Annotated in this window: 38 protein-coding genes; 9 read left to right on the top strand and 29 right to left on the bottom strand. The window is 52.4% G+C overall.

The annotated features are described in order from the left end of the window. Positions 1–6 precede the first annotated feature (6 nt). The 22 genes from secY to rpsJ all read right to left on the bottom strand — a co-directional run bounded on the left by secY (position 7) and on the right by rpsJ (position 10,518). The gene (secY, locus tag REIFOR_RS01775) at positions 7–1,329 is read right to left on the bottom strand and encodes a preprotein translocase subunit SecY (RefSeq protein WP_100255930.1); all 1,323 of its coding nucleotides are present in this window, start codon (positions 1,327–1,329) and stop codon (positions 7–9) included. Between the two features lie 6 nt (positions 1,330–1,335). Further along, positions 1,336–1,770, bottom strand: coding sequence for a 50S ribosomal protein L15 (gene rplO, locus REIFOR_RS01770; RefSeq protein ID WP_100255929.1), 435 nt, complete (start codon positions 1,768–1,770; stop codon positions 1,336–1,338). Between the two features lie 4 nt (positions 1,771–1,774). Next, on the bottom strand, positions 1,775–1,960 hold the full coding sequence (gene rpmD / locus REIFOR_RS01765; RefSeq protein ID WP_100255928.1) for a 50S ribosomal protein L30: 186 nt from the start codon (positions 1,958–1,960) through the stop codon (positions 1,775–1,777). 3 nt (positions 1,961–1,963) lie between these two features. Further along, on the bottom strand, positions 1,964–2,470 hold the full coding sequence (gene rpsE, locus REIFOR_RS01760) for a 30S ribosomal protein S5 (protein WP_100255927.1): 507 nt from the start codon (positions 2,468–2,470) through the stop codon (positions 1,964–1,966). 10 nt (positions 2,471–2,480) lie between these two features. Further along, positions 2,481–2,831 carry a 50S ribosomal protein L18 gene (rplR, locus tag REIFOR_RS01755; protein WP_100255926.1) on the bottom strand — a complete coding sequence of 117 codons (351 nt, stop codon included), beginning with the start codon at positions 2,829–2,831 and terminating at the stop codon, positions 2,481–2,483. 11 nt (positions 2,832–2,842) lie between these two features. Then, a complete protein-coding gene (rplF, locus tag REIFOR_RS01750; RefSeq protein WP_100255925.1) occupies positions 2,843–3,376 on the bottom strand; it encodes a 50S ribosomal protein L6 in 534 nt (177 codons plus the stop codon). Between the two features lie 14 nt (positions 3,377–3,390). Continuing rightward, a complete protein-coding gene (rpsH, locus tag REIFOR_RS01745; RefSeq protein ID WP_100255924.1) occupies positions 3,391–3,783 on the bottom strand; it encodes a 30S ribosomal protein S8 in 393 nt (130 codons plus the stop codon). 73 nt (positions 3,784–3,856) lie between these two features. After that, entirely contained in the window at positions 3,857–4,162 is a 306-nt protein-coding gene (rpsN, locus tag REIFOR_RS01740) for a 30S ribosomal protein S14 (RefSeq protein ID WP_100255923.1), read from the bottom strand. A gap of 11 nt (positions 4,163–4,173) precedes the next feature. Continuing rightward, entirely contained in the window at positions 4,174–4,713 is a 540-nt protein-coding gene (gene rplE, locus REIFOR_RS01735) for a 50S ribosomal protein L5 (protein ID WP_100255922.1), read from the bottom strand. 11 nt (positions 4,714–4,724) lie between these two features. Beyond that, on the bottom strand, positions 4,725–5,054 hold the full coding sequence (gene rplX, locus REIFOR_RS01730; protein ID WP_100255921.1) for a 50S ribosomal protein L24: 330 nt from the start codon (positions 5,052–5,054) through the stop codon (positions 4,725–4,727). Between the two features lie 51 nt (positions 5,055–5,105). Then, positions 5,106–5,474, bottom strand: coding sequence for a 50S ribosomal protein L14 (gene rplN, locus REIFOR_RS01725; protein ID WP_100255920.1), 369 nt, complete (start codon positions 5,472–5,474; stop codon positions 5,106–5,108). Positions 5,475–5,490: 16 nt separating this feature from the next. Next, positions 5,491–5,751, bottom strand: a complete 261-nt coding sequence (gene rpsQ / locus REIFOR_RS01720; protein WP_100255919.1) for a 30S ribosomal protein S17 — start codon at positions 5,749–5,751, stop codon at positions 5,491–5,493. 1 nt (position 5,752) lies between these two features. Beyond that, entirely contained in the window at positions 5,753–5,944 is a 192-nt protein-coding gene (gene rpmC, locus REIFOR_RS01715; RefSeq protein WP_100255918.1) for a 50S ribosomal protein L29, read from the bottom strand. Next, complete coding sequence (gene rplP, locus REIFOR_RS01710; RefSeq protein ID WP_100255917.1) at positions 5,944–6,357, bottom strand: 50S ribosomal protein L16; 414 nt, start codon at positions 6,355–6,357, stop codon at positions 5,944–5,946. Before rplP ends, rpmC begins: the two co-directional genes overlap by 1 nt. A gap of 11 nt (positions 6,358–6,368) precedes the next feature. After that, positions 6,369–7,055, bottom strand: a complete 687-nt coding sequence (rpsC, locus tag REIFOR_RS01705) for a 30S ribosomal protein S3 (RefSeq protein ID WP_100255916.1) — start codon at positions 7,053–7,055, stop codon at positions 6,369–6,371. Between the two features lie 14 nt (positions 7,056–7,069). Beyond that, positions 7,070–7,405 carry a 50S ribosomal protein L22 gene (gene rplV / locus REIFOR_RS01700; protein ID WP_100258664.1) on the bottom strand — a complete coding sequence of 112 codons (336 nt, stop codon included), beginning with the start codon at positions 7,403–7,405 and terminating at the stop codon, positions 7,070–7,072. Between the two features lie 12 nt (positions 7,406–7,417). Continuing rightward, positions 7,418–7,693: a 30S ribosomal protein S19 gene (gene rpsS / locus REIFOR_RS01695; RefSeq protein ID WP_100255915.1), complete on the bottom strand. Its 276-nt coding sequence runs from the start codon at positions 7,691–7,693 to the stop codon at positions 7,418–7,420. A 20-nt stretch (positions 7,694–7,713) separates the two neighbouring features. Then, positions 7,714–8,538 carry a 50S ribosomal protein L2 gene (rplB, locus tag REIFOR_RS01690; RefSeq protein WP_100255914.1) on the bottom strand — a complete coding sequence of 275 codons (825 nt, stop codon included), beginning with the start codon at positions 8,536–8,538 and terminating at the stop codon, positions 7,714–7,716. 17 nt (positions 8,539–8,555) lie between these two features. Continuing rightward, positions 8,556–8,852: a 50S ribosomal protein L23 gene (gene rplW / locus REIFOR_RS01685; protein WP_100255913.1), complete on the bottom strand. Its 297-nt coding sequence runs from the start codon at positions 8,850–8,852 to the stop codon at positions 8,556–8,558. Further along, positions 8,849–9,457: a 50S ribosomal protein L4 gene (rplD, locus tag REIFOR_RS01680; RefSeq protein ID WP_100255912.1), complete on the bottom strand. Its 609-nt coding sequence runs from the start codon at positions 9,455–9,457 to the stop codon at positions 8,849–8,851. Before rplD ends, rplW begins: the two co-directional genes overlap by 4 nt. 11 nt (positions 9,458–9,468) lie before the next feature. Continuing rightward, positions 9,469–10,101: a 50S ribosomal protein L3 gene (gene rplC, locus REIFOR_RS01675; RefSeq protein WP_100255911.1), complete on the bottom strand. Its 633-nt coding sequence runs from the start codon at positions 10,099–10,101 to the stop codon at positions 9,469–9,471. Positions 10,102–10,206: 105 nt separating this feature from the next. Then, positions 10,207–10,518 carry a 30S ribosomal protein S10 gene (gene rpsJ / locus REIFOR_RS01670; RefSeq protein WP_100255910.1) on the bottom strand — a complete coding sequence of 104 codons (312 nt, stop codon included), beginning with the start codon at positions 10,516–10,518 and terminating at the stop codon, positions 10,207–10,209. Positions 10,519–10,904: 386 nt separating this feature from the next. Here rpsJ and cls point away from each other — a divergent pair, with 386 nt between their 5' ends. Next, the gene (gene cls, locus REIFOR_RS01665; protein WP_100255909.1) at positions 10,905–12,347 is read left to right on the top strand and encodes a cardiolipin synthase; all 1,443 of its coding nucleotides are present in this window, start codon (positions 10,905–10,907) and stop codon (positions 12,345–12,347) included. Positions 12,348–12,401: 54 nt separating this feature from the next. Here the strand turns inward: cls and REIFOR_RS01660 are convergent, their stop codons facing one another. After that, positions 12,402–13,049: an MBL fold metallo-hydrolase gene (locus REIFOR_RS01660; RefSeq protein WP_100255908.1), complete on the bottom strand. Its 648-nt coding sequence runs from the start codon at positions 13,047–13,049 to the stop codon at positions 12,402–12,404. An 81-nt stretch (positions 13,050–13,130) separates the two neighbouring features. Further along, positions 13,131–13,751 (bottom strand): alpha/beta fold hydrolase, encoded by a 621-nt coding sequence (locus REIFOR_RS01655; protein WP_145980208.1) that lies wholly within the window; start codon positions 13,749–13,751, stop codon positions 13,131–13,133. A gap of 291 nt (positions 13,752–14,042) precedes the next feature. Here REIFOR_RS01655 and REIFOR_RS01650 point away from each other — a divergent pair, with 291 nt between their 5' ends. Next, positions 14,043–14,867 carry a hypothetical protein gene (locus REIFOR_RS01650; RefSeq protein WP_100255907.1) on the top strand — a complete coding sequence of 275 codons (825 nt, stop codon included), beginning with the start codon at positions 14,043–14,045 and terminating at the stop codon, positions 14,865–14,867. 55 nt (positions 14,868–14,922) lie between these two features. Here REIFOR_RS01650 and REIFOR_RS01645 read toward each other — a convergent pair whose 3' ends face one another. After that, positions 14,923–16,518, bottom strand: coding sequence for a GMC family oxidoreductase (locus REIFOR_RS01645; protein ID WP_100255906.1), 1,596 nt, complete (start codon positions 16,516–16,518; stop codon positions 14,923–14,925). A 129-nt stretch (positions 16,519–16,647) separates the two neighbouring features. Here REIFOR_RS01645 and REIFOR_RS01640 point away from each other — a divergent pair, with 129 nt between their 5' ends. Next, the gene (locus REIFOR_RS01640) at positions 16,648–16,911 is read left to right on the top strand and encodes a hypothetical protein (RefSeq protein ID WP_100255905.1); all 264 of its coding nucleotides are present in this window, start codon (positions 16,648–16,650) and stop codon (positions 16,909–16,911) included. On the opposite strand, the gene REIFOR_RS01635 is transcribed toward REIFOR_RS01640, so the two are convergent. The 3 genes from REIFOR_RS01635 to REIFOR_RS01625 all read right to left on the bottom strand — a co-directional run bounded on the left by REIFOR_RS01635 (position 16,892) and on the right by REIFOR_RS01625 (position 19,417). Further along, positions 16,892–17,080: a DUF1289 domain-containing protein gene (locus tag REIFOR_RS01635; RefSeq protein WP_100255904.1), complete on the bottom strand. Its 189-nt coding sequence runs from the start codon at positions 17,078–17,080 to the stop codon at positions 16,892–16,894. The genes REIFOR_RS01640 and REIFOR_RS01635 overlap by 20 nt on opposite strands. Before the next feature lie 78 nt (positions 17,081–17,158). Continuing rightward, positions 17,159–18,286 carry a PilT/PilU family type 4a pilus ATPase gene (locus REIFOR_RS01630; RefSeq protein ID WP_100255903.1) on the bottom strand — a complete coding sequence of 376 codons (1,128 nt, stop codon included), beginning with the start codon at positions 18,284–18,286 and terminating at the stop codon, positions 17,159–17,161. A gap of 96 nt (positions 18,287–18,382) precedes the next feature. Continuing rightward, positions 18,383–19,417: a type IV pilus twitching motility protein PilT gene (locus REIFOR_RS01625; protein WP_100255902.1), complete on the bottom strand. Its 1,035-nt coding sequence runs from the start codon at positions 19,415–19,417 to the stop codon at positions 18,383–18,385. A gap of 127 nt (positions 19,418–19,544) precedes the next feature. On the opposite strand from REIFOR_RS01625, the gene REIFOR_RS01620 reads away from it, so the two are divergent. The 6 genes from REIFOR_RS01620 (at position 19,545) to REIFOR_RS01595 (ending at position 24,051) form a co-directional block, all read left to right on the top strand. Further along, positions 19,545–20,231 (top strand): YggS family pyridoxal phosphate-dependent enzyme, encoded by a 687-nt coding sequence (locus tag REIFOR_RS01620; protein WP_227003735.1) that lies wholly within the window; start codon positions 19,545–19,547, stop codon positions 20,229–20,231. A gap of 23 nt (positions 20,232–20,254) precedes the next feature. Next, on the top strand, positions 20,255–21,076 hold the full coding sequence (proC, locus tag REIFOR_RS01615) for a pyrroline-5-carboxylate reductase (protein WP_100255901.1): 822 nt from the start codon (positions 20,255–20,257) through the stop codon (positions 21,074–21,076). Between the two features lie 150 nt (positions 21,077–21,226). Then, positions 21,227–21,811 (top strand): YggT family protein, encoded by a 585-nt coding sequence (locus REIFOR_RS01610; RefSeq protein WP_100255900.1) that lies wholly within the window; start codon positions 21,227–21,229, stop codon positions 21,809–21,811. A gap of 60 nt (positions 21,812–21,871) precedes the next feature. After that, entirely contained in the window at positions 21,872–23,020 is a 1,149-nt protein-coding gene (gene metX / locus REIFOR_RS01605) for a homoserine O-succinyltransferase MetX (protein ID WP_100255899.1), read from the top strand. Then, positions 23,010–23,609 carry a methionine biosynthesis protein MetW gene (metW, locus tag REIFOR_RS01600; protein WP_100255898.1) on the top strand — a complete coding sequence of 200 codons (600 nt, stop codon included), beginning with the start codon at positions 23,010–23,012 and terminating at the stop codon, positions 23,607–23,609. Before metX ends, metW begins: the two co-directional genes overlap by 11 nt. Before the next feature lies 1 nt (position 23,610). Next, on the top strand, positions 23,611–24,051 hold the full coding sequence (locus REIFOR_RS01595; RefSeq protein WP_100255897.1) for a DUF4426 domain-containing protein: 441 nt from the start codon (positions 23,611–23,613) through the stop codon (positions 24,049–24,051). A gap of 80 nt (positions 24,052–24,131) precedes the next feature. On the opposite strand, the gene REIFOR_RS01590 is transcribed toward REIFOR_RS01595, so the two are convergent. Continuing rightward, on the bottom strand, positions 24,132–26,951 hold the full coding sequence (locus REIFOR_RS01590) for a M16 family metallopeptidase (protein ID WP_100255896.1): 2,820 nt from the start codon (positions 26,949–26,951) through the stop codon (positions 24,132–24,134). Positions 26,952–26,986: the final 35 nt, after the last annotated feature.

The following is a 26,986-nucleotide window of genomic DNA, read 5'->3' as shown; positions in this document are numbered from 1 at the left end:
CGGGTCTTAAAAAAGATTTCCGGTTGATTTCAAATTTGCCTTCTTCATCAGCGATGAATACTGATGCGACATCAAGTGACTTTGTACTTGAGCCATGAAGTCCATGACAACAACAACCACGATCAGCAAAGAAGTACCACCTAAGTAAAAGGGTACGTTCACTGCCATGACCAGGCCTTGGGGCAATAGCGACACAGTAGTAATGTACAGAGCACCAAAGAAGGTCAGTCGCGCTGAAACACCATCGATATAGCGTGAAGTTTGCTCACCTGGGCGTATGCCCGGGATGAACGCACCAGAACGTTTTAGGTTCTCAGCTACGTCTTTAGGGTTAAAGGTGACGGCGGTATAGAAATAGCAGAAGAATACGACTGCTAAAGCGAACAACACCAAATAGAGCGGTTGATTCGGACCGAGCAATATTGCCACGTCCTGCAACCACCCCATACCTTCGTTCTGACCAAACCAATTACCCAGTGATGCTGGAAACAGCAAGATACTGGATGCAAAAATTGGTGGGATCACACCAGCCATATTAACCTTAAGAGGCAAATGACTGCTTTGTGCCTGAAACACTTTACGACCTTGCTGACGCTTGGCGTAATTGATAGTAATCCGACGTTGCCCACGCTCGATAAACACGATAAAGGCAACAACGGCTATCGCAAACAGACCAACAACCAACAGGGCTATGATGCTCAGGTCGCCCAAACGGGCTGACTCAAAACTTTGCCCAATCGCTCCGGGTAAACCCGCAACAATACCGGCGAAGATCAACAAGGAAATACCATTTCCGATACCACGTTCAGTAATCTGCTCACCCAGCCACATTAAGAACATCGTTCCGGTCGTAAAGGTAATGACCGCAACGAAGTAGAAGCTTAGGCTCGCAGCAAACGCGATCCCTTGGCTCGCTAGTCCCGCTGATATAGCAAAGGACTGAACCAATGCCAGCACCAGAGTAAAGTAACGAGTGTACTGAGACATCTTACGACGTCCTGATTCACCCTCTTTCTTCAACTGCTCAAGCTGTGGGCTTACGACAGTTAGCAACTGCATGATAATCGACGCGCTAATATAGGGCATAATGCCTAATGCGAAGATACTCATACGCTCAAGCGAGCCACCAGAAAACATATTGATCATGCTCAAAATGGTATCTTGGTTACGCTCGAATAATGCCGCTAACTGCTCCGGGTTTATCCCAGGTACGGGGATGTGGGCACCGATTCGATATACCAGCAAAGCCAGCAGAACGAAACGAAGGCGAGCCCAAAGCTCGCCCAACCCACCACCACTAGTTCCTGACGGTAGTCCTTGTTTGGTCATAAGGTGCTATTCCTCTACCTTGCCGCCTGCTGCTTCGATTGCTGCTTTTGCACCCTTGGTGACTTTCAAGCCTTTCACTGTAACAGCGGACTTGATTTCACCAGAAAGGATAACGCGAGCGCGGAGAATCTTGTGCCCAATTAAATCGGCATCTTTCAACGCGTTCAGGTCCACAACATCGCCTTCAACCATGGTCAATTCGTGTAACCGAATCTCAGCAACATAAGCTGCTTTGCGCGAGTTAAAACCAAACTTTGGCAGACGACGCTGCAATGGCATTTGACCGCCTTCAAAGCCGGGTTTAACCGAACCACCTGAACGAGACTTCAAACCTTTGTGTCCGCGACCGGCGGTCTTACCCAGACCAGAACCGATACCACGGCCAACACGTTTTGGAGCTTTTTTAGCACCATCGGCCGGGCTTAATGTATTTAAAAACATCCTATTACCCCTCAACTACGCGCACAAGATAGTGCACTTTGTTGATCATGCCGCGGACTGAAGGTGTATCTTCCAGCTCACGAACTTGATTTATTTTGCTCAGACCTAAGCCTTTTACCGATAACCGGTGCTTAGGCTGGGCGCCAATGGGACTACGGACTAATTGCACTTTCAATGTCTTGCTAGCCATGGTTTACCCTCGTAACTTTTCAACAGACAGACCGCGTTTAGCAGCGATGTCTTCGGGTGAACGCATCATCGACAGACCCTTAACAGTTGCGCGAACAACGTTAGCCGGGTTGGTCGAGCCATAACACTTCGCCAGGATATTATGAACACCAGCAACTTCAAGTACGGCACGCATTGCGCCGCCGGCGATTACGCCAGTACCATCGGTAGCAGGTTTCATGAAGATCTTGGATCCGCCATGACGTGCTGTTACGGGATATTGTAATGTGCCGTCGACTATATTCACTTCAACCATGTTTCTGCGAGCAGCGTCCATGGCCTTCTGAATTGCAACTGGAACTTCTTTAGCCTTACCGCGACCAAAGCCGACCTTACCATTACCATCACCCACGACGGTTAAAGCTGTGAAACCGAAGATACGGCCACCTTTAACCACTTTTGCGACACGGTTGACCTGAACTAATTTTTCTAGCAGATCGCCGGCAGCTTGGGATTGATCATTATTCGCCATCATTCACACCTTAGAATTTCAGGCCGCCTTCACGGGCCGCGTCTGCTAATGCTTTAATTCGACCATGGTATTTAAACCCTGACCGATCAAAAGCTACCTGTTCGATACCCGCTGCTTTAGCACGTTCTGCTATTAAAGCGCCAACTTTGGCTGCGGCTTCGACATTACTTGTTGCGCCGGTGCGCAGAGTCACGTCCAATGTTGATGCATTGGCCAGAACTTCACTACCACTCGGTGCAATAATCTGCGCGTATATGTGCAAGTTTGTGCGGCTGACACACAAACGATGCACACGCAGATCGGAAATTTTTACGCGGCTTCGACGAGCACGGCGTAAACGGGAAACTTTCTTTTCGCTCATAACCTATGCCCTTACTTTTTCTTAGCTTCTTTACGACGAACGGATTCGTCAGAGTAGCGGACACCCTTGCCTTTATAAGGCTCTGGCGGACGGAACGCACGGATTTCTGCGGCGGCTTGTCCGAGTAACTGCTTGTCGGCACTTTTCAACACGATTTCCGTGTTGGTCGGCGTTTCGGCAGATACACCTACAGGTAGGACGTAGTCGACAGGATGTGAAAAACCTAAGGTCAAGTTAACTGACTTGTCACCGGCTTTAGCTCGGTAACCGACACCAATCAACGTAAGTTTTTTCACAAAGCCGGTTGTTACACCCACCATCATGTTATTGATCAGAGCACGCATGGTGCCTGACATTGCGTGAGCAATCTTGCCGCCGTCACGTGGTAAGAAGGTCAGTTCTTCGCCTTCTTGATTCACTTCAACGGAGGCGTGCAGAGCCTGAACTAAGGTTCCCGCACCGCTTTTGACAGTAATAGAATTACTTGTCAGCGTAACTTCAACACCGGACGGTATTGTCACAGGAGATTTTGCTATTCGAGACATCGCTAATATACTCCTTAGAAGACTTCACAAAGGATTTCGCCACCGACACCAGCAGAACGAGCTGCTCGGTCAGTCATGACACCCTTAGAAGTGGAAATAATAGCGATACCCAATCCGCCTGATACATTAGGCAGATCCTGTGAACCACAGTATTGACGTAGGCCAGGACGGGAAACACGTTTGATTGACTCTATGACTGGTCTGCCTTCGAAATATTTCAGTTCGATGGTCAGTATCAGCTTGGCTTCACCTTCTACAGAGAAGACACCGATAAAACCCTCTTGCTTCAATACTTCCGCGACTGCAACCTTCTGTTTAGAAGATGGCATTACGACAGCAGCATGGCCGGAACGCTGGGCGTTACGAATACGAGTTAACATATCCGCAAGCGTATCTTGCATACTCATTTGAATATAACCTCTAAGTTCAGCTAAAACGCGGTAGCTGGGAGTATAAAACCCCCAGCCCAGGCCGTTTTGCTTACCAACTTGCTTTTTTAAGCCCCGGAACATTGCCTAACATGGCTTGTTCACGAAGCATGTTTCGAGAAAGACCAAACTTGCGATAAACGCCGTGTGGTCGACCCGTCATCTGACAACGGCGCTGCATTCTAACAGGACTTGCGTCTTTTGGAAGCTTTTGCAGTGCAATTTGTGCAGTCCAGGTATCTTCCGGGGAAGTACTTGGGTCTTTGATAGTTGCTTTCAGTGCTGCGCGTTTAACCGCGTATTTGGCAACTGTCTTTTCACGCCTTGCTTCGCGAGCTTTCATACTCTCTTTAGCCATGTACCTACCCCTTAACTTTTAAATGGAAAGGACAGCGCTTTCAATAGAGCGAGGCCTTCATCATTGGTGCGAGCACTGGTTGTGATAGTGATATCCAAACCACGCAATTTATCTACCTTGTCGTACTCAATCTCAGGAAAGATAATCTGCTCTTTAACACCCATGCTGTAGTTGCCACGACCATCAAATGACTTGGGGTTAATACCCCGGAAGTCACGTACACGCGGCAAAGAGATGTCAACCAGGCGGTCCAGGAATTCCCACATACGCGCTTTGCGCAGGGTAACCTTGGCGCCGATTGGCCAACCTTCACGAATTTTGAATCCGGCAACAGATTTACGAGCGTTAGTCACTACTATCTTTTGACCAGATATAGCTTCTAAATCTCGAACAGCGTTATCCATCTGTTTTTTGTCGCCAATCGCTTCACCGACACCCATGTTCAAGGTTACTTTGGTGACGCGAGGAACTTGCATAACGTTCTCGTATCCGAACTCTGCTTGCAGTGCGGCTACAACGTCACTTTTGTATAGAGCTTTAAGTCTAGACATAGTCGTACCCCTTATTCACCAATAACCTTGTGCGTGGATTTAAAAACGCGGACCTTGCTACCATCTTCTTTAACGTCAAAACCAACTCGGTCGCCCTTGCTGGTTTCTGGGTTGAAGATCGCAACATTTGATGCTTGGATCGGCGCTTCACGCTCAACGATTCCACCCTGAACACCTGCCTGGGGATTCGGTTTGACGTGCTTCTTATTCAGGTTAATACCTGTGATAAGAAACTTAGTGCCGTTCTTGTCACCCAAGATCACTTTAGAGATCTTGCCGCGTTTGCCTTTGTCTTTACCGGCGATAACGATGACTTCGTCGCCTTTAATCAATTTACGCATTTATAGTCTCTACTTCCTGCTTCCGTCTCGTAAAAAAACCCCCTAAGGGGTTTATAGTACTTCCGGTGCCAGGGAAATGATTTTCATGAATTTTTCAGTACGGAGTTCACGCGTCACTGGACCGAAGATACGAGTACCTACCGGCGCCAGGTTGGCGTTTAACAATACCGCTGAGTTCACATCGAAACGGATAATTGAGCCATCCGGACGACGAACACCTTTCTTAGTGCGCACTACGACCGCGTTCATTACTTGACCTTTCTTCACTTTTCCGCGAGGAACGGCTTCTTTTACAGAAACCTTGATCAAGTCGCCAACGTTGGCGTAACGACGGTGTGAACCACCTAAAACTTTAATGCATTGGACACGTTTGGCACCGCTGTTGTCAGCTACGTCCAATACGGATTCTGTTTGGATCATCTCTCAAACTCCCGAATTAAACGCGAACTGCGCGTTCATCAATACGAACCAACCGCCAAGTCTTAGTCTTGGACATAGGACGGCACTCTTCGACTGTTACTGTATCGCCCAGGCTACACTCATTCTTTTCATCATGAGCATGTAGCTTGGTTGAACGCTTAACGAATTTCCCGTAAATCGGGTGCTTCACTTTGCGTTCAAGCAATATAGTGACAGTCTTGTCAGCTTTAGAGCTGACCACTTGACCAGTTACGGTACGAGCTGTAGTTTCAGACATATCAGGCACCTGCTTTCTCGTTCAGTACAGTTTTAACGCGAGCAATGTCCCTACGGACCTGCTTAAGCAAATGGTTCTGGGTCAATTGGCCCGTCGCCCGTTGCATGCGATATTTAAATTGACCGCGCAGCAAGTCCAACAGAGTGCCTTTAAGCTCTTCTACTGACTTTTCACGAAGATCTTTAGCGTTCATCACATCACCTGTCGCTTAACAAAAATAGTTGGGACTGGGATCTTCGCAGCTGCTAAGCGGAACGCTTCGCGTGCGATTTCTTCAGTTACACCAGCCATTTCAAAAAGAACTTTACCGGGCTGAATCTGGCAAACCCAGTACTCAACGTTACCCTTACCCTTACCTTGACGAACCTCGAGAGGCTTCTTGGTAATTGGCTTATCTGGGAATACGCGAATCCAGATTTTACCGCCCCGCTTAACGTGACGTGTCATAGCTCGACGTCCCGCTTCGATTTGACGTGCAGTAAGTCGACCACGACCGACCGACTTCAGTGCGTACTCACCGAAGCTTACCTTACTTCCACGTTCTGCCAGACCGCGGTTGCGGCCTTTCATCATCTTACGAAACTTTGTACGTTTTGGTTGTAACATCTACGTACCCCTTATCGCTTAACGGCTTTCTTAGGCTGACTTTTGGCTTGAGCACGAACAGTTTCTATGCCACCCAAAATTTCACCTTTGAAAATCCAAACTTTTACGCCAATCACACCATAAGTAGTGTGCGCTTCGGCAGTCGAGTAATCGATATCGGCACGCAGAGTGTGCAATGGCACGCGACCTTCCAGGTACCACTCATTACGAGCGATTTCAGCGCCGCCTAAGCGACCACTTACCTGAACACGGATACCTTGAGCACCCGAACGCATTGCATTCTGCATCGCACGCTTCATGGCACGACGAAACATAACGCGTCGTTCCAATTGGCTAGCGATTGACTGAGCAACCAATTTACCGTCTAAGTCGGGCTTGCGAATCTCTTCGATGTTGATGTGTACAGGAATGCCCATCATTTTGGTCAATTCTTGACGCAGCACTTCAACATCTTCACCTTTCTTACCGATGACAATACCTGGTCGAGCGGTATGAATGAAGATTTTCGCGTTCTGCGCAGGTCGTTCAATAACGATCTTGCTAACAGAAGCCTTCTCTAATTTCTTTTCTAAGTAGCGACGAACTTTAATGTCGTTCAGCAGCTTCTCAGAATAGGTATCTGAACCTGCATACCAGACCGAATTATGGTCTTTGGTGATGCCGAGACGGATACCAGTCGGATGAACCTTTTGACCCATTAGAATGTCTCCTCTTAATTCAGCTCGGCAACTTTGACCGTAATATGGCTCGTACGTTTTAAGATACGATCCGCTCGGCCCTTCGCACGTGGGCTAATTCGCTTCATCGTCACGCCTTCATCAATGAAGACCGTTGTAACTGCGAGTTCATCTACGTCCGCACCATTGTTATGCTCAGCGTTTGCAATTGCAGACTCTAAAACCTTCTTAACTAGCTCTGCGCCTTTTTTAGGGCAGAACGTTAATATGTCCAAAGCTTCAGCAACCGACTTACCGCGAATCAAGCCCGCGATTAGACGGCCTTTCTGAGCAGACAGACGTGCACCGCGTAATACAGCTTGTGTTTCCATCATATCCGCCCCTTAGCGCTTAGCCTTTTTGTCCGCAGCATGACCTTTGAAAGTGCGAGTTAATGCAAACTCGCCCAATTTGTGACCGACCATATCTTCGGTAACAAACACCGGTACATGTTGACGGCCATTATGGACTGCAAAGGTCAACCCAACAAAATCTGGGAAGATTGTGGAGCGACGCGACCAAGTCTTAATTGGTCGTTTTTCGCCCGCTTCCAGTGCAGCCTCTACCTTTTTCATCAAGTGCAGGTCGACAAATGGACCTTTCTTAAGTGAACGTGGCACAGCCTTTTCCTCTTAAATAATTACTTAGAACGACGACGGACAATATACTTGTCTGTACGCTTGTTCGAGCGTGTTTTGTAACCCTTGGTCGGAACGCCCCAAGGAGTAACTGGGTGTCGGCCACCAGAAGTACGACCTTCACCACCACCGTGCGGGTGATCCACCGGGTTCATGGCAACACCACGGACCGTTGGACGTATACCGCGCCAGCGAGAAGCACCTGCTTTGCCGAGTTGGCGTAAGCTGTGTTCTGAGTTGCTCACTTCGCCTAACGTAGCGCGGCAGTCAGCAAGCACTTTACGCATTTCGCCAGAGCGAAGACGTAAGGTAGCGTAGGTACCTTCACGGGCAACCAACTGAATCGATGTACCGGCTGAACGAGCCATCTGCCCGCCTTTACCTGGCTTCATCTCAACGTTATGGATGACCGAACCGACCGGAATACTGCGCAACGGCATGGAGTTACCAATTTTGATCGGAGCGTGTTCACCAGAAACTATCTTGTCACCAGCTTTTAAGCCAGTTGGTGCCAAGATATAGCGACGCTCACCATCTAAATAGCAAACCAATGCGATGTGTGCGGTACGGTTTGGATCGTATTCCAGACGTTCAACATTTGCGACAATGCCATCTTTGTTGCGTTTGAAATCAACTAAACGATAGTGCTGCTTATGACCGCCACCAATGTGACGAGTCGTAATGCGACCGTTGTTATTACGACCACCGGATTTGGACTTCTTCTCAAGAAGGGCTGCGTGAGGCGCACCTTTGTGCAACTCAGCTCCAACAACCTTAGTGAGGTGACGACGTCCGGGGGACGTCGGTTTTGCTTTGACTATTGCCATTGCTCGAGACCCCTACCTTATTCTGCTGCCAGGAAATCAATTTCCTGACCTGCAGCTAGACGAACGTAAGCTTTCTTGATGTCATTACGCTTGCCGACACCTCGTTGTGTGCGCTTGGTTTTACCCTTTTGTATAAGAGTACGGACACAATCAACTTTCACTTCAAAAAGCTGCTCTACAGCTTTTTTAATTTCAAGTTTAGAAGCATCGTTAGCCACACGAAATACGTACTGACTATTACCTTCCGCTACGATTGTTGCCTTTTCCGAGATGTGAGGACCGAAAACGACTTGATAGACACGTTCCTGGTTCATGCGAACACCTCCTGAAGCTTCTCAATCGCCGCAACAGTGATCACAACCTTATCATAAGCTACGAGATTCACTGGGTTAAGCCCGGCGACATCGCTTACTTCAACGTGTGGAACGTTACGTGAAGACAGATATAGATTCTGATCAACTTCGTCAGCAATAATCAATGCACTTGTGACATCGAGTTCTTTCATTTTTGCCAAAAACGCTTTTGTTTTAGGCTGATCGAAATTCATATCGGCCACTACAATTAAACGCTCTTGACGAACCAACTCAGACAAGATCGACTTCATAGCACCGCGATACATTTTGCGGTTAACTTTCTGCGACCAGTCTTGTGATTTTCTGGCGAACGTATGACCGCCACCAACCCATATAGGCGAACGAATAGTACCGGCGCGCGCGCGGCCTGTACCCTTCTGACGCCAGGGCTTAGCACCGCCACCAGCAACTTCAGAGCGAGTTTTAGTACCGACTGTGCCTTGACGGGCACCGGCTAAAAACGCTGTGACGACCTGATGTACTAATGCTTCATTAAATTCGTTACCGAAGGTTGCTTCGTTTAACTCAACCTTGGCGCTAGCATTGCCAGCAACTTGAATATCCATTGCTACCTCTCTCAGCTCTTAACCGCAGGTTGAACGAAAACGTGTGAACCAGTTGCACCTGGAACAGCACCCTTGATGAGCAGCAAATTGCGCTCGACATCGACACGGACGACTTCTAAAGATTGAGTTGTTGAACGCTCAGCACCCATGTGACCTGCCATTTTCTTACCTTTCCAGACCCGACCAGGCGTCTGGCACTGACCGATAGAACCGGGCGCGCGGTGAGAAAGGGAGTTACCGTGAGTGGCGTCTTGCATACTAAAGTTGTGGCGCTTAATCGCACCAGCGAAGCCTTTACCCTTGGAGGTTCCGGTCACATCAACTTTTTGACCCGCGGTAAACAATTCAACAGTTAGCTCTTTACCCGCTTCGTATTCGGAAGCATCTGCAACTGTGAATTCGCGTGTCAGTACACCCATCTCAACATTAGACTTCGCAAAATGACCTGCCTCTGCTTTGCTAATCTGATTTGTACGCTTCGTGCCAGCGGTGAGCTGGAGAGCGACATAGCCATCGACTTCGACAGATTTAATCTGTGAAATACGATTAGGCTTAACTTCTACGACCGTGACTGGTATGGAACTGCCTTCTTCAGTGAAGACACGAGTCATACCCGCTTTTCGGCCAATCAAACCAATTGACATCTTTATTTCCTCTATGTACGGGGCTAAAACCCGCTATGGCCGCTCCGGACCGCCTTTCGACAGTAAAGAGCCGTTACAGTAGAGATATCTACTTTTTACTTGAAATCAGCCGAGACTAATTTGAATATCCACACCAGCTGCCAAATCCAACTTCCGCAGTGCATCCACTGTTTTCTCGGTTGGTTCGACAATATCGAGCATGCGCTTGTGAGTACGAATTTCGTACTGATCACGCGCATCCTTGTTCACGTGTGGAGAGACCAGCACAGTGAAGCGCTCTTTACGTGTAGGGAGTGGAATAGGTCCACGCACCTGCGCGCCTGTACGCTTCGCCGTGTCGACAATTTCTTGAGTCGACGCATCAATCAAACGATGATCGAAAGCTTTCAAGCGAATTCTGATCTTTTGGTTCTGCATGTGACCAAAGCTCCAAGATTGTTAAACAGCGTTAATACCCCCAAATTTGAGGGACGCGTATTGTATGTATACTGAGCAGCAGAGTCAATGCACCCGTGAAGTTAAATAAAGACCCTGCAAAACAATCACTTACAGCCGATTTCAGGGCAATTTGAGGCTAATTCCTTAAAAAATATGCCCTCCTTTGACGCCTCTAATCCGATAAAATCAGGCATGCGGCTGGGTCTATTGCTATCATTAAAGCCTGCCTGGGTTCGCCTGTGACGGATTGGCCCAGGCTCTTATGGTTGGGTACTACTGCGGCGCAGCTGTGATCAGACAAATGTCTTTTACGCCCTGACTTGCACGCTAAACTAACGGTTACGTCCCTAGGGATATGGGTCACGATGAGATGGGATTGGCTGGGGTCACTCGGCTTGCTCGTATACGTCACCGCACTGGTGGCACTGAGTCTGCGTATTCTTCTAAAACGCCGACCCCTCGGCAGCACTTTAGCTTGGCTCTTGTTGGTCTATACTCTGCCGATACTTGGCATCTTCTGCTATTTGCTCCTAGGTGAACATTACCTCGGCCGCATGCGCGCCGAGCGGGCCAAGCGACAGTACCAATTCTATTCGCTTTGGTTACAACGCATCCTATCGACACAACGCGCCCTGCTCCCGCCCCAGCAGTCCCTCGGCCCGGTGATGGAACTGACTCGCAGCAGTATTGGCATGCCCGCCCTGTCCTGCAGCCAATGGGCCCTATTCGATGCCGCCGACGGATTGTTTGAGAGCCTGAAAGTCGACATTGACCAAGCCCAGACCGTCATATTCCTCGAGTTCTATATTCTTGACGACCAGGGCCAGGTGGTGAATATCCTGGCCGCCTTGGCTGCCGCGTCACAACGCGGCGTCCAGGTCCATCTGATGCTCGATAGCGTTGGCTCGCACCGGTTTTTGCGCAGCCAGCGCTGCCAGCGTTTGATCCGAGCGGGGGTACAGGTACTGGAAGTGCTCTACGCCAATGTCTTGCGTATGAGCCTGCGTCGTCAGGACCTGCGTCAGCATCGGAAATTGATCGCCATCGATAATCGCATTGCCTATACCGGATCGATGAACCTGGCCGACCCCGCGTTCTTTAATGCGCATATGGGAGTCGGTTCGTGGGTTGATATCATGGTTAAAATTCAAGGCGATATCGCCAAGCTCGTGCAAGGCACGCTGGTTTTTGACTGGGAAATGGAAACCGGTGTGCGCCTAGCGGATAGCTTAGCCAACCCCACTTTTGCTGAGCGCCACGCGAACCTGATGCAATTATTGCCGAGCGGCCCCGCCCTGGATGAGGAAATACTGCTCCAGGTATTGCTCACTGCGATCCACAATGCCCGCCAACGAATCGTGCTCACCACACCCTACTTTGTACCTGATGAGTCGTTGCTGCAGGCCCTTAAATCGGCGGGCAAGCGCGGGCTCGATGTGACCGTCATCGTACCCCGTAAAAACAACAGTAAGTTGGCCCAATATGCCGGGCGATCTTTTTATCAGGAACTATTGTTGGCGGGGGTCGTGATCCGACGCTTTACCGATGGCCTGCTGCACACCAAAACGGTGATCGTGGACGATCACCTGGTCTTGATCGGCTCGGTTAATCTCGACATGCGCTCTATCTGGCTCAACTTTGAAGCCACTCTGGTGGTCGACGATGTCGCCTTCTGCGAACAGGTGCGCGCCATTACCGACGGTTACTGTCGCCGCTCCGAACAACTGCTGCTCAGCGACTGGCATCAGCGGCCCGTGTACCAGCGTGTAGCGGAGAGCTTGGCGCAACTGGCCAGCCCATTGCTATAGCCGCCCGAGAGGGCTCGGGAGGGATCATGATGCCAGCGGCTTGAGCGAAAAACCTTAGCCAAACTTATAATCGGCGACAAAGGGGTTGGTCTTGCGCTCAACTCCGAAGGTCGACTCAGGACCGTGGCCGGGAATAAAGTTCACATCATCGCCCAGCGGCCAAAGCTTTTCGGTAATGGAGGCAATAAGGGTCGCGTGATCGCCCTTGGGGAAGTCGGTCCGGCCAATTGATCCGGCAAAGATAACATCGCCCACCCAAGCCAGCTGCTGCTTGGCATGATAAAAGATGACGTGGCCCGGCGTATGCCCTGGCGCCGAAATGACCGCTAGGCTCTCCGCTCCGACCTGAACTGTATCGCCATCGTTCAACCAGCTGTCGGGTAACACATTGCGCAGACCGGTCAGGCCGTAGCTGCGGCTCTGTGCTTCTATGCCCGCAAGCCAAAAATCATCGGCCTGGGCCGGTCCAATGACTGGCAAACCGAGCTGCTCGCGCAGGTCCTGCGCGCCACCGGCGTGATCCAGATGGCCATGGGTTAACCAGATTGCGGTCAGCGTTAACCCTAACGCCTCGACTTGGTGCCGCAGCACGCTAACATCACCACCGGCGTCAATGAGCACCGCTTCCCGGCTCTGGTCACACCACACAAGCGAGCAATTTTGTTGAAAGGCTGTTACCGGTATTATTTTATAACGGAGCACGCAGTCACCTTTGGTAAAAGTCAGATTTGACGATCAGTATAGGATAAGGCCCCATTAGAGCCCACCCCAATTAGCTCTCTGTTAGCGTGCTGCCATCTGATGAATGAATCGACTGGTTCGTTCGATGGCGTTGTCCAAATGCGCCGTGTGCGTGCAGCCACTGGCTTTACGTGGCTTGAGATCATGGTCACCATCGGTAAACCAATCGATGTGCACATTGCTCGGCAAACGATATTGCGCGACATCGGCGCGATTGCCCATCGAATCGCGCTCGCCTTGGCAAATCAATACCGGAGATTCAACGGTCTGAAAGTGATCCACCCGGACCTTTTCCGGCTTGCCCAAAGCATGAAATGGATACCCGAGCACCACCACCCCGGCATAGGACTGCTCTGCAGCCAGTACCGTGGCCATCCGTCCACCCATCGACTTACCGCCAATGATAACCCGAGACAGGTTGACCTGCTCAATGACCTGTTTGAAGTGGTCGAGCAGCTTGGGTTGTCGATCGGGTGGTCGCCGCTTGCCGGTGTCGCGCTTTTTCTGCATATAGGGAAATTCAAACCGCACGACGCGAATGCCGCGCTCGGCCAGACCGGTCGCGACCCGATTCATAAACTCAGAATCCATACCCGCCCCGGCGCCATGGGCAAAAATGAAGGTGGGTCCACCCAGGTCGCCATTGATGATTAGTTGCTGCACCAGCTCTACCTCGTAATGGCTAAATTATTTTCGAACAATGCTAAACGACTGTTGGTGAAATACAATTAAGCAAATTGATTATCTAATTAGCATGTCAGCGGCCCGGTCTGCTAAAGACACTGTTGATCGGCCAATAATACTCTAGAATAGGATAGATATTTCGCGCCTACACCGCGCGTCGCCCTGACTCGGCGGCAACGGACTTTTGCCCTAGGGCCTGCAGTCCCAGTAATCGGTTGGCCCACTGGCCGGCCTTAATGGGTCAAGCTACCCCGGAACAGGATCGATTTCATGACAGACTCATCGTTGGCACAGTGCGGCAACTTGGCTCGGCTCGCTTTTTTCGCCCTTCTTGGCCTTGCTGGCCTGAGCGGCTGTGCTGCAATTAATATTCAGGATGTCGACCCGGATCAGCTCGATATCAAAGTTCGATTGAATCAGGGCGCGTCACTGAGCGAACTGGATGTCTTTTTAACTCGAGGGCTTTGGGCCCAACCGGTGCGGATGAACGGTGCCCAAATCTCCGTGGCCTATGCCGATGGGTCGACCGAGGCGCTGATCGCCAGCAATCAAAGAGGCCGCTATGGTTTGCGGTCCAGAGACTCAGGCCTGATCACCGATCTGCAGGTTGATACGGTAGGCCGCCAAAGCTTGCCCCTTATCGCCGCCGTGCGCATATCCGAGGATAATAGTTTCGACGGTCAGACTTTTTTTAAGGATGATGTCATCACCTTAAATCTAACCGAGTCAGCCGGTGACGAGCGCTATTTAATAGCCTCCGGACGCTGTGGCAACACCGATTACCGCAGCGCGCAAAAAATCACCGATCGAGCGACGACCTTGACGGTGAAGCTAGGGGATATCATGAAACGGGTGAACAATGCGGCGGAGGCGGATCTAAATGGCATCATTCCGATCACCCTGACCTTGGAGGAGCGCTATCAACCCATCTGGACCCCGCCCTTTAAAATCGACAAACTCGCTGCGAGCGATTCGGTGCAGTTTCAGCTAGACACCTCCGGCTTTCGGGTGCGCGCCGAGGTCAGGTTGCAAGTGGGGAATAGCCTGATGATGCAGTTCCAGAATCAAACCTGGGATACGCAATTCTGCCTTTAGCTCGGCACGACGATGTGCAAAAGCGGCCGTTTGCTCTGACTAAGTCGACTAATGACTAGTTCGCATAGCTCGCCTTGATCAGATCGGCCGCCTTTTCAGCGATCATAATGGTCGGTGCGCTGGTATTGCCACCGATTAGGGTTGGCATCACCGAGGCGTCGACCACGCGCAATCCGGTCATACCCTGAACGCGCAGTTGTGCATCGACCACCGCCAAACGGTCCTGGCCCATGCGGCAAGTGCCCACCGGATGATAGACCGTATCGGCTCGGCGGCGGATCTCGGCGATCAGTTGCGCATCGGTCAGGGCGTGGGTTGGCTGCATTTCCGTGGCCGCATATTGCCCCAGCGGCGCCGCCGCCATGATCCGCTGCATTAAGCGTACGCCGCGCAGCAACGCGGCAACGTCAGCCTCGGTGGCAAGAAAGTTGGGATGAATCAAGGGCGCGTCCAGCGGATTGGCCGAGGCCAGCTGCACCCAGCCGCGACTGGTCGGGCGCAGCACACAGGCGTGACAGCTGACCCCATGGTAAGGCGACAGGCTACGAGCGTGGTTTTGCAGTATCCCGACGACAAAATGAAGTTGAATATCGGGTCGATCGAGACTCGGATCGGTCTTTAAAAAGCCACCGGCTTCGGCGCCATTGGTGCTCATCAGGCTGTTCGGGTTGCCCCGGCTAAAACGCCAGACATCACGCAACAGGTGCCAGATACCGATCGGCGACGCGCCCAATACGTCGCGCAGTAGCGCACGATAGCTGGTTACAAAGTCCGGATGATCGACCAAATTCTGCCCTACGCCGGGCAGCTCATGCACCACAGCAATGCCGTGACTGGCCAAGTGCTCGGCCGGCCCGATACCCGATAAGAGCAACAGCTGCGGGCTGTTAAAGGTACCGGCGCTGAGAATAACCTCGCGCCGGCAGTTCAGGCTCTGGCGCTGCCCGCCGATTAACAGCTCTACCCCTCGGCACTGTTTCGCCACGGTCAACAAGCGCAAGACGCGTGCTTGGGTCAACACCGTTAGATTGGGTCGTGCCAACGCCGGGTGTAAATAGGCCGTGGCACTGCTGCAGCGCCGACCGTTCTGTTGGGTCACCTGATAGCTACCGACGCCTTCCTGATCGCTACCATTAAAGTCGCTGTTTTCCTTAAAACCGGCAGCACGGCCGGCCGCTACAAAGGCCGTTCGGGCACCCGCTGGGCTGGTCAGGTCGGCGACATTCAGGGGCCCACCTTGGCCGTGCAGTGGGCCCTGGAGTCGTTCGTTGTGTTCGGATTTTTTAAAGTAGGGGAGGACATCTAACCAAGACCAGCCGGCATTACCCAGCGCGGCCCAATCGTCATAATCCTGCTGATGGCCGCGCACATAAATCATCGCGTTAATGGCACTGGAACCGCCCAGGGTTTTGCCCCGTGGCTGGTAACCGCGTCGGTTGCCGAGGCCGGGTTGGGGGATGGTCTTGTAGGCATAGTTGAGATAAGGCGTGGGCACCGTAACAATCATGCCGAAGGGCATATGGATCGCCATAGAACGGTCGGTGGCACCAAATTCCACCAGGGCAACACTCACCTGCGGATCCTCGCTCAGTCGATTGGCCAACACCGCTCCGGCTGAACCGCCGCCAACAATGATGAAATCAAATTCCATACTCGCCTACTCCTGTACTGATCGATAGACCATAGCGGGTATTTTGCCGTAAAGGCAAGCTTGCCGATACATCACATCAGGGCCATGGTTTATACTCTGGGCAGTGGGTATAGATAAAGGGGAGCTCAGATGGAATTAGGTGGCGTCGGACTGGTCATGCTGGTCGTGGTGTTTATTTACTATTTGCGCATGGTCGGTAGGCGCATGGCCAGCCGGCAACGTAAGGATCAGATTAGCCTGATCCTGGAAAAGGTGGGCATTCTGGAGTCGGTTGCCCAGGATCGCAAAGCGCTGCTCATCGTTGAGCAAGCCCAGCAGAGCCACCCCAACCAACCTCGACTCGCCCAGGCACAGGCCCGGATCCAAGCGCGGCTCAACAGCGCTGAATCTTAATCAGTCTATGCTCGGCCCGATCTAGGATCTGTTGTTGCTCTGCCGGACTGACAATGGACCAGTTCTTGATGTCCGCCAATGACCGACCGCAGCCGAGACAGGTGTCTGCGTCGTCCAGCGTGCACAGCTTCACACAGGGGCTTTGGAGTCGGGTATAGGTGTTGCTCATGGTCGCGACACCGCATAATAGGTGTGAGCGGACCATTGCGCGCGCGACTGGGGTGCGCCACGCAGTAGCGCCCTGTTGTTAATAGTCATCTGAATCCTGAATACTCAATTTGGCCGCTTGGCCGCTTAAATGATGTGGGTCGGTTTCCTGATCCAATTTGATCATCAGACGCAGATCGTTTTCGGAATCGGCATGGGCCAGGGCATCCTCATAGGTCAGTTCCCCGCGACTGTACCCTTTAAACAGTGCCTGATCAAAGGTTTGCATGCCTAGCTCGGGAGATTTGGCCATCAGGTCTTTTAACAGATGGACATCGCCCTTACGGATGTGATCGGATACCAGAGGGGTATTGATCAACACCTCGATCACCGCCTTACGACCCAGACCGTCCGGTGTCGGCACCAACTGCTGCGCGACGATGGCTTTCAGATTGAGTGATAGATCCATCCACAGCTGCCGCTGCCGCTCGTGGGGGAAGAAATGCATGATCCGATCGAGCGCCTGGTTGGCGTTATTGGCGTGCAGGGTTGCCAAACAGAGGTGCCCGGTTTCGGCAAAGGCCATCGCATATTCCATGGTTTCGCGCGTACGCACTTCGCCAATCATAATTACATCGGGCGCTTGGCGCAGGGTGTTCTTGAGCGCCACTTCAAAGCTGTCGGTGTCGATGCCCACTTCCCGCTGAGTCACGATGCTGCCTTCGTGCTGATGTATAAATTCAATCGGGTCCTCAATGGAAATAATGTGACCCTTGGAGTTGCGATTACGGTGCCCGATCATCGCCGCCAGGCTGGTCGACTTGCCGGTCCCGGTTGCCCCGACAAAGATCAACAGGCCCCGCTTGGTCATGGCCAGCTTTTTAATCACATCGGGCAGGCCCAATTCTTCGATCCGTGGAATACGTGTTTCGATACGGCGCAAGACCATACCGGCGAGGTTGCGCTGATGAAAGGCACTGCACCGGAACCGACCAATGCCACGCGCCGAGACTGCGAAATTGCACTCTTGGGTGTCATTGAATTCAATGCGCTGCCGGTCGGTCATTACCGACAAGACCAGCTCGCGTGTTTTTTCAGGACTGAGCGGGGTCTTGGTGACCGGGATCACCTGGCCATTGACCTTCATACTCGGAGGTACACCCGCCGTTATAAAGAGGTCAGAGGCGCCCTTTTCTACCATCAGGCGGAGCAGCTTGTCGAATTCCATGGCATTTCCTATCGTATTCGCAGGTTAGGCGTTGTTATTCCAAGGGCTGATCACCGATCCCGTGCCCAACACCGGAAGGCCAGTCTAGTGACCCACTTAAAAATTTTCCGGTTGCTTGGCTTTCGAGCGCGCTATGTCACGATGCACGGTGCCGCGTTGGACCAGGTTCTGCAGGCACTGATCGAGCGTTTGCATGCCATGTTGTGCGCCGGTTTGGATCGCGGAGTACATCTGGGCGACCTTGTCTTCGCGGATCAGGTTACGAATGGCCGGCGTGCCAATCATAATTTCGTGCGCCGCCACACGGCCGCCCCCGGTCTTCTTGAGCAGAGTTTGTGAAACCACCGCCATTAGGGATTCGGACAGCATCGAGCGCACCATGGACTTTTCCGCGCCGGGAAATACATCGACAATGCGGTCAATCGTCTTGGCGGCCGATTGGGTGTGTAGGGTGCCAAACACCATATGGCCGGTCTCGGCGGCTTCCAATGCCAAGCGAATGGTTTCCAGATCGCGCATTTCGCCGACCAGAATGATATCCGGATCTTCACGCAAGGCTGAGCGCAGGGCCGAACTGAAGCCCAGCGTGTCACGATGGACTTCGCGCTGGTTCACCAGGCATTTTTTCGACTCATGGACAAATTCGATCGGGTCTTCGATGGTCAGGATATGTTCGTACTTGGTTTCATTGATGTAGTTGACCATCGCCGCCAAGGTCGTCGACTTACCCGAGCCGGTTGGGCCGGTGACCAGACAGATACCGCGCGCGGTATCGGCGATGTCTTTAAACACCTGGCCCATACCGAGGTCTTCCATGGTCAGCACCTTGGAGGGGATGGTCCGAAAGACGGCACCGGAACCCCGGTTGTGATTGAAGGCATTAACCCGAAATCGCGCCACTCCCGGCACTTCAAAGGAAAAGTCGGTTTCGAAAAACTCTTCGAAAGCCTTCCGTTGGCGATCGTTCATGATGTCATAGATTAGGCCATGAACTTCCTTATGACCCATGGGCGGTAGGTTGATTCGACGTACGTCGCCATCGACCCGGATCATCGGCGGTAGACCTGCAGACAGATGCAGATCGGAGGCATTTTGCTTTGCGCTGAAGGCCAGTAATTCGGTTATGTCCATTCAATACTCCGAAAACGTGAACAGTATTATTCTGCAGCCGGTGTTTTTGCTACACTCAACCGCTCTAGTGAGCGTAGCACAGCCCGCAAAAAGGCCGACATTGGCCACCCAAAAATAGAGCGATTTCATGACAAAGATGCTGATGAGTTCACGTTTAGCCGACGTCAACCACCGAATTGAACTGGCCTGTGAACAGGCCCAACGGGCACGTTCGTCGGTCACCCTGCTCGCGGTCAGTAAAACCAAACCGCTCGCCGATCTAGTCACGGCCTACCAGGCCGGACAGCGGCACTTTGCCGAAAATTACGCCCAGGAAGCCGTCGATAAAGCCGAGGCGGCTCCGTTTGACGACGCTATTTGGCACTTTATCGGGCCGTTACAATCGAATAAGAGCCGCGGCATTGCCGAGCAATTCGATTGGCTGCACAGCATGGATCGCTTTAAGCTGGCACAACGCCTGAATGACCAGCGCCCGGCAGAGAAAGCGCCACTCAATCTGCTGATCCAAGTGAATATCAGTCAAGATCCGGCAAAATCCGGCGTTAAGCCTGACCAGGTGGCGGTCTTAGCAACGCAAATCTTGGCGCTGCCCCGGCTGCGATTTCGCGGTCTCATGGCGATCCCGGCAGCGGATTTACCCTTGGCAACACTGACGGCGCAGTTTCAAGAATTGAAAAGGCTGCAACAAAGCCTCATAAGGGACTTTCCCGAGTGCACCGAGTTGTCGATCGGCATGAGCGGTGACTTTCCGACCGCCATCGACTGTGGTGCGACCATGGTTCGAATCGGTACCGATATTTTTGGTGCCCGTTAACCCCAAATTGGAGTTTCAACGAGATGAGTATTAAAACATTAGGCTTTATTGGCGCCGGTAACATGACCGGAGCGATCGTCAAGGGCCTACTGGCGAGCGGCTTTGCCCCCGCCAACCTAATATTATGCAATCGCACGCCCGCGAAACTGGCAGCCTTTGCCGACCTAGGCTGCATTGTCACCACGGACGCCCAGGAGGCAGTCGCCTTGAGCGATGCCTTGGTCTTGGCGGTAAAACCGCAACTGATGAAGTCGGTGCTATTGCCCCTGGCCGAATCGGTACAGCAGCGCCAACCGCTGATTCTGAGCGTCGCGGCGGCCATCGGTGAGGCCAGCATCAACCATTGGCTTGGTGGCGGGCTGGCAATTATTCGCACCATGCCCAATACACCCGCACTGGTCCAGGCGGGTGCCACCGGCCTGTTTGCCAATGGCCGTGTGACCGAGGCGCACAAGGAATTCGCCCAGGGCCTGTTTGCCGGTATTGGCCAATATCGCTGGGTTGATCCAGAGGCGCTGATTCATTCGGTCACCGCCGCCGCGGGCAGCGCCCCGGCCTATTTTTTCCGCTTCGCCCAAGCCATGAGTCGAACCGCGCAAGTGCAGGGCCTCAGCGAAGACCAGGCGCGCGTTTTGATCGGCCAGACCATGCTCGGTGCCGCCAAGATGATCCTGGAAACCGATGAACCTCTGGAGCAGATGTGCCAGAAGGTCTGCTCGCCCAAGGGTACGACCGAACGCGCCATCCAGAGTTTTGAGGCGAGCGATATCGACCTGATCGTTGCAAAGGCGATGACCGCATGCTTCGAGCGGTCCCAGGAACTGGCTGAATTGCTCGCCGACTGAACCGACTGAAACGCAGCATTAGGCAAAAGCCATTGCGCTGCTGCGGGCCTTTATTCACAATCGCTCGTAGCTACTGAACCGGCAACCCGAGCCGGAACACCACATTGAAAGTTTTAGCACCGGTCTGCCATCAGATCGACAGGAGTTTAGATGATAATATTAGTTATGTTGCTGAGGGCCGCCTTCGGGATCGTGCTGGTGTCGCTTATTGCCCGCTTTCTAGCCCAGCTGGCGCGGGCCAATTTTTACAATCCGCTGGCTCAGACCATCGTCAAGATAACCGACCCGTTCGTAAAGCCGGTGCGCCGCTTTGTGCCGGGATTGGGTGGTATGGACGTGAGCACATTACTGCTGGTCTATATCGGTCAGGTCTTATTTGGCGTGGTGTTGATCCTGCTGTCGGGCCAAAGCCCAATGGTTCATCTAACCAATCTATTACTCTGGGGGCTCGTCGCCACACCGGCCCTGATCCTCACCGTGATCCAATTTTCCATGATCATCGTCGGTGTCATGAGTTTCGTCCTAATGGGTCAGCGTAACCCCTTTGTCGATTTTATCGGTGAAATGATCGAGCCCTTCGTCGGACCTTTCCGGCGCATGAACCTGAAAATCGGCATGCTCGACCTGTCTTTTATGCTGGCTTTTTTCGTGATCATTATTCTCAAAGATGTTGTCCTGATGCAGTACGTCGGTGGCCTGTTGGGCTATCCAGTCGGTGTCTTTATCGGCCTCTAGAGCCGGCCCCTGGAGTGCGCCAAGAGCACTCCCATCTATTCACCCGTTAAGAGATGCACCATGCCAAGCGAAATACCAGCCGACAGCGTAGGGTACGTCGAACCCCAGATTGCCTACTTCAATGAACCGCTGCCGTTGCGCAGTGGTCGCACCCTAGACAGCTATCAATTGGTTTATGAAACCTATGGCACCCTCAATGCCCAGCGCAGCAATGCCATCCTGATTTGTCACGCCCTCAGTGGCCACCACCATGCGGCCGGCTACCATCAAGCGAGCGACAAAAAACCCGGTTGGTGGAATGAATGTATTGGACCCGGTAAGGCCATCGACACCAACCATTACTTTGTTGTGTCACTCAACAATTTGGGCGGCTGCCACGGCTCGACCGGTCCTATCAGTATAGACCCCTCGACCGGTGAACCCTTTGGTCCGGAGTTTCCCATTATGGCCGTGCGCGATTGGGTCAAGAGCCAGGCACGTTTGGCCGACCAATTGGGCATCGACTGCTGGCAAGCCGTTGTCGGCGGATCCCTCGGTGGCATGCAGGCCATGCGTTGGTCCATCGACTATCCGAGCCGGCTGAAAAAATGCGTTATTATTGCCGCGGCACCAAAGTTAACGGCACAGAATATCGCCTTTAACGAAGTGGCCCGTCAGGCCATCACCAGCGATCCAGACTTCCACGCCGGTTACTATTTCAAACACCAAACCCTGCCCCGCAAAGGCTTGGCGTTGGCACGGATGCTCGGTCATATTACCTATCTCAGCGACGACAGCATGCGCGAGAAGTTTGGGCGAGACCTGGCCACCGGCAAACTGAATTTTAACTATGAAATAGAATTTGAAGTCGAAAGCTATCTGCGCTATCAAGGTGAACAATTTTCCGACACCTTCGATGCCAATACCTATCTGCTGATGACTAAGGCCCTCGACTATTACGACCCAGCTGCCGACTTCGATCACGATCTGAGTCAATGCCTGAGCAAGAGCCAGTGTAAATTCTTGGTGTTGTCCTTTTCGACCGATTGGCGCTTTGCCCCGGTGCGCAGCAAAGAGATAGTCAATGCCCTGTTGCGGGCCCAAAAACCCGTCTCCTATTTGGAGATCGACGCACCGCAAGGGCACGATGCGTTCCTATTTCCCATTCCAGAGTACGTTAGTATTCTGCAGAAATTCCTCGCCCACCCGGGAGAACCCGATGCGCACTGATCTACAATTTATCAGCCAATGGATTAAGCCGGGCGAACGCATTCTCGATATGGGTTGTGGTGATGGGGCAATGTTGGCCTACCTCATCAAGCATAAGTCGGTGACCGGATATGGCATGGAGATCGATACTCAGAAGATCATCACCTGTGTCGAACGGGGCGTCGATGTTATCCACCAAAATCTTAACGACGGCCTGCGCTATCTCGATGATGCCAGCTTTGATACGGTCATCATGACGCAGTCCTTGCAGCAGACCACCAATCCCGACAAGATCATCAATGAGATGTTACGGATCGGCCAGCGCGCCATTGTCACCTTTCCCAACTTTGGTCACTGGAGTGCGCGCTTGTATCTGGGTTTGCGCGGCATGATGCCGATGTCGAAAACCCTGCCCCTGCGTTGGTACAATACGCCCAACATCCATCTGTGCACCTTCAAGGATTTCGAGATCCTCTGTCAGGAACAGAACATCAATATTTTAAAACGTACGGTGGTTGATCACGATCACGTTGAAAGCTGGAAAATAAAGCTTTGGCCCAACATGCTCGGGGCCATCGCCATCTATCATATTGAAAAACAGGAAGTCTAATATGTTGCGCCAACTCCTAATTACATGCCTGCTGACCCTGGTCGGCACCCTAGCCTGGGCCGAACAGAAGGTCGATTTTTCGGGCCATGAATTGCATTATATTATTTTAAACACCACCGAATTACCGCCCAAAATCGCGGCACGCTACCAGATCGTGCGCTCCGGTAAACGGGCTTTTATTAACTTATCGATCTTGGAAAAATCGGCCGACGGTTTTGGCACCCCAGTCAGCGCACAAATCAAGGCTCGCCAACGCACCCTGATCGGTCAGATTGCGGATATCGAGTTGCAAGAAATTCGCGAAGGCGACTCAATCTACTATATCGGCTCGTTTGAAATATTGAATCGCGATAACCTCTGGTTCGATATCAACCTGAGCGTAACAGACGGACCGGGCTTCGAATTTTCCTTTCCGCAGCAGGTTTGGCAAGAAGCAAAATAAAAGCCAGCGGCCATAAAAAAAGGGTGGCCATAGGGGCCACCCAAAGGAACAAACCTCATGTCACCTCAGAACGAATCTGCTTAGGGTTGATACACCGTGACGACCCGAGTGCCACCCAGCAATGTAGCGGCGAGGGTATTGACCTGATCGGCCGTGACCTCGACTAAGATGTCTTCGAAGTCATCATACTGTACGGCCGGTATGGCATAGAGCAGGGTGTCGGTCAGCGCATTAATAGCTCCGGCATTGGTCGACAGGTCCTGCTGCATTTGCTCACGGTATTTAGACATCGCTTCGGTCACTTCAGTGGCGCTGAATGGCATCGCCAAAACCCGTTCCAATTCCGCATTCAGGATCGTTAAGGCCTCCTGCTGACGCTGTGGATCGGTGCTAAAACGAATATGGAGGCGCCATTGAGATTCGTTAAAATACCTCGGATGTTGAAACACCGCAGTGCCATAGCTAAGGCCTGAATCTTCTCTTATAGACTCCAATAAGCGCTTATCCAAGGCCAGGTTGAACACCTTCGACAGGCTGAGACTCAGCGGGCTCAGGGTTGGCTCGGAGGCTGAAAAGACATAACGAATATCGGTCCGCTCCTCAACCTGCCCACTGATTATTAGGGTCTGTGCTGACTCGGTAATGGGGCCAAATGATGTCGCCTCAGTCGCGGCCTGCAATGGCAAGCCGGCCAGATAGATCATCAAAAGTTGCTCGACCCGCTCGACCTCAAGATCCCCAACGATAGCCACCAAAGCACCCTGATGGGACTGCAACAGATTTGCCTGCACCGCCTGAACATCGGCCACAGTCAGCTCACTTAACTGTGCCCCTGACCAGATCGTATAGCGCGGCTGGTTGCCATAAACGGCGGCTAGATAACGGCCATAGAAGTTCCGATCCGGCGTCTGATTAAACTGATCGGCCTGCTCGATCGAGGTGTTTTTGACTAACTCGAATAGGGTTTCATTTAAGTCGGGTTCCGCTAAGGATCCGGCCGTCAGTTGAAGCATTCGATCGAGCTGATCGGCCGGGCCATTCACATCCACGCCGGCATACAAATTAGAGTAAAAGAGATCGTATCCGACACCGATACTTTGCAAGGCGTCATCAAAGTCTTGCCCGGCTAAACCCGCGAGGCCGGATCGGGTCCGCGCCGCAACCCAGGACTCACTGGCCATAACCAATTCATCGGGCAAGGCTCGATTACCCCCAAGTAACAGGGTTTGCACGTAGGCCCGACCCGGCTCCAAATCGGTGGGTTTAAAGACCACCGACAGTCCATTTTCGAGTGTCCAGAGCATCAGGCCCTCGCTGTCCAAGCGATCGTCGGTGTGGGCAATGAGTCCAGGGAAACGATAGGCGTCAGCCTGAAACCCTGCCGACACAGTGGTACGTTCTTCCAACTTATTTTGCCAACCGGTTAAGTAGGCGGCCTTAGCCGCTGCAGCGTCGAACTCAGCGCCCTTAGGATGGAAGAAATAGCCGCGCAGGTGACCGGGTTGTATCGCCTTGGCAATGATCCGATTTACATCCGCCAATGGGATGCTGAGCAGCTGGTCCAGGTTCGCCAACATCGACTCGGGATCTTCGGGCAGTTCTTCCTCACTGATGTCGGACATCAACCAGTCGATATGCTCTGCCGAAGATGCTCCAGCCAAGCTAGACACCCAGTTTTCAATACTGATGCGAAACTGGCCACCAATTTGCTGATATTCCTCGGTACTGATGCCGTACCTTTGCATCCGCTTAAGCTCGGCGGCGAGCGCCGTCAAGGCTTCGCTGCTACGACCTTCATAAACGGTGCCATAGATCTGCAGGGGCTTTTGGCCGTCTTCTAAACTATCAATACCGGCACTACTATCAATCAAGGCTGCCTGCTCCTGCTCACCCAAGCGCTGCAGTCGACCCGTCAGGGCTTGGGTGTACAGAGTTTCAATAAAGCCCAGCTCGTTGCCGGCGGCACTGTTCGTTTCATACGACAAACCGGGCAGATAAAGCAACCAAAAGGAGTTCAATTGGTCGCTGTCGCTTAGACCGAAGAGCTCGATCCCGGCTAAGTCAACCGCTGATCCTTGCGGCTCATCAATAGCGCTCGGCTCGCGCTGCCAACCGGCAAAGGTGGATGCAATGGCTGCGACTGCATCCATGCTACCCTCTGGATAGACCACTACCACGTCGATATTGTCGGGCCGGTAATGGCGTTGATAGAAGCCGCGCAATTGCTCGGGTGTCGCTGCCTTAACGATGCTCATATCACCAATCGGCATACGCTCAGGATAGGCCGTATCGGCATAAAGATGATTGAAGAATTGCAGTCCAGCGCTCTGTTCTGTGCCCTCACTGAGACGCCACTCCTCAACGATCACCGGGGCCTCTTTAGCCACCTCATCGGCCTCGAAGCTGATCGCGGTCGACCAGTCGTACAGCACCTCAAAAGCCGTCGCGATGAGATCCGGTCGATCTGATGGCACTGTTAGACTGTAAACGGTTTCGTTAAAACCGGTGTAAGCATTGATATCGCCACCAAAACTCATGCCAGCGGATTCAAAAAACGCCACCATCTCATGTTTGGGGAAACGGGCGGTGCCGTTTAAGGCCAGATGCTCGACCATATGGGCCAGGCCGCGTTCGCTGTCCAGTTCATCGAGTGAGCCGGCGCGCACGCGCAAGCGCAGCTCTACCCGGTCCCTATTGTCATTGTCCGGTAACGCCTTAACGGCCCAGCGCAGACCATTGTCGAGAACGCCCTGTTGCACGAGTGGGTCTAGGGTGGGCTGCCAAGCGGTATGGGGTTTATAACGGCCCATATTAGTGCTCGGATCGGCCTGCGTACTGAGCTGTGCGCAACCGGCGAGAGAGCTCACAAACAGCCCAAGGGCCAGGATCTTTTTATACATCTGATTTCCTTTTCACTATTAATTTATACAACACG

It is taken from the genome of Reinekea forsetii, from assembly GCF_002795845.1.
Taxonomy (GTDB): domain Bacteria; phylum Pseudomonadota; class Gammaproteobacteria; order Pseudomonadales; family Natronospirillaceae; genus Reinekea; species Reinekea forsetii.
Note: the sequence above shows the minus strand (reverse complement) of the source record. Positions and strands in the feature narration are given on the sequence as shown.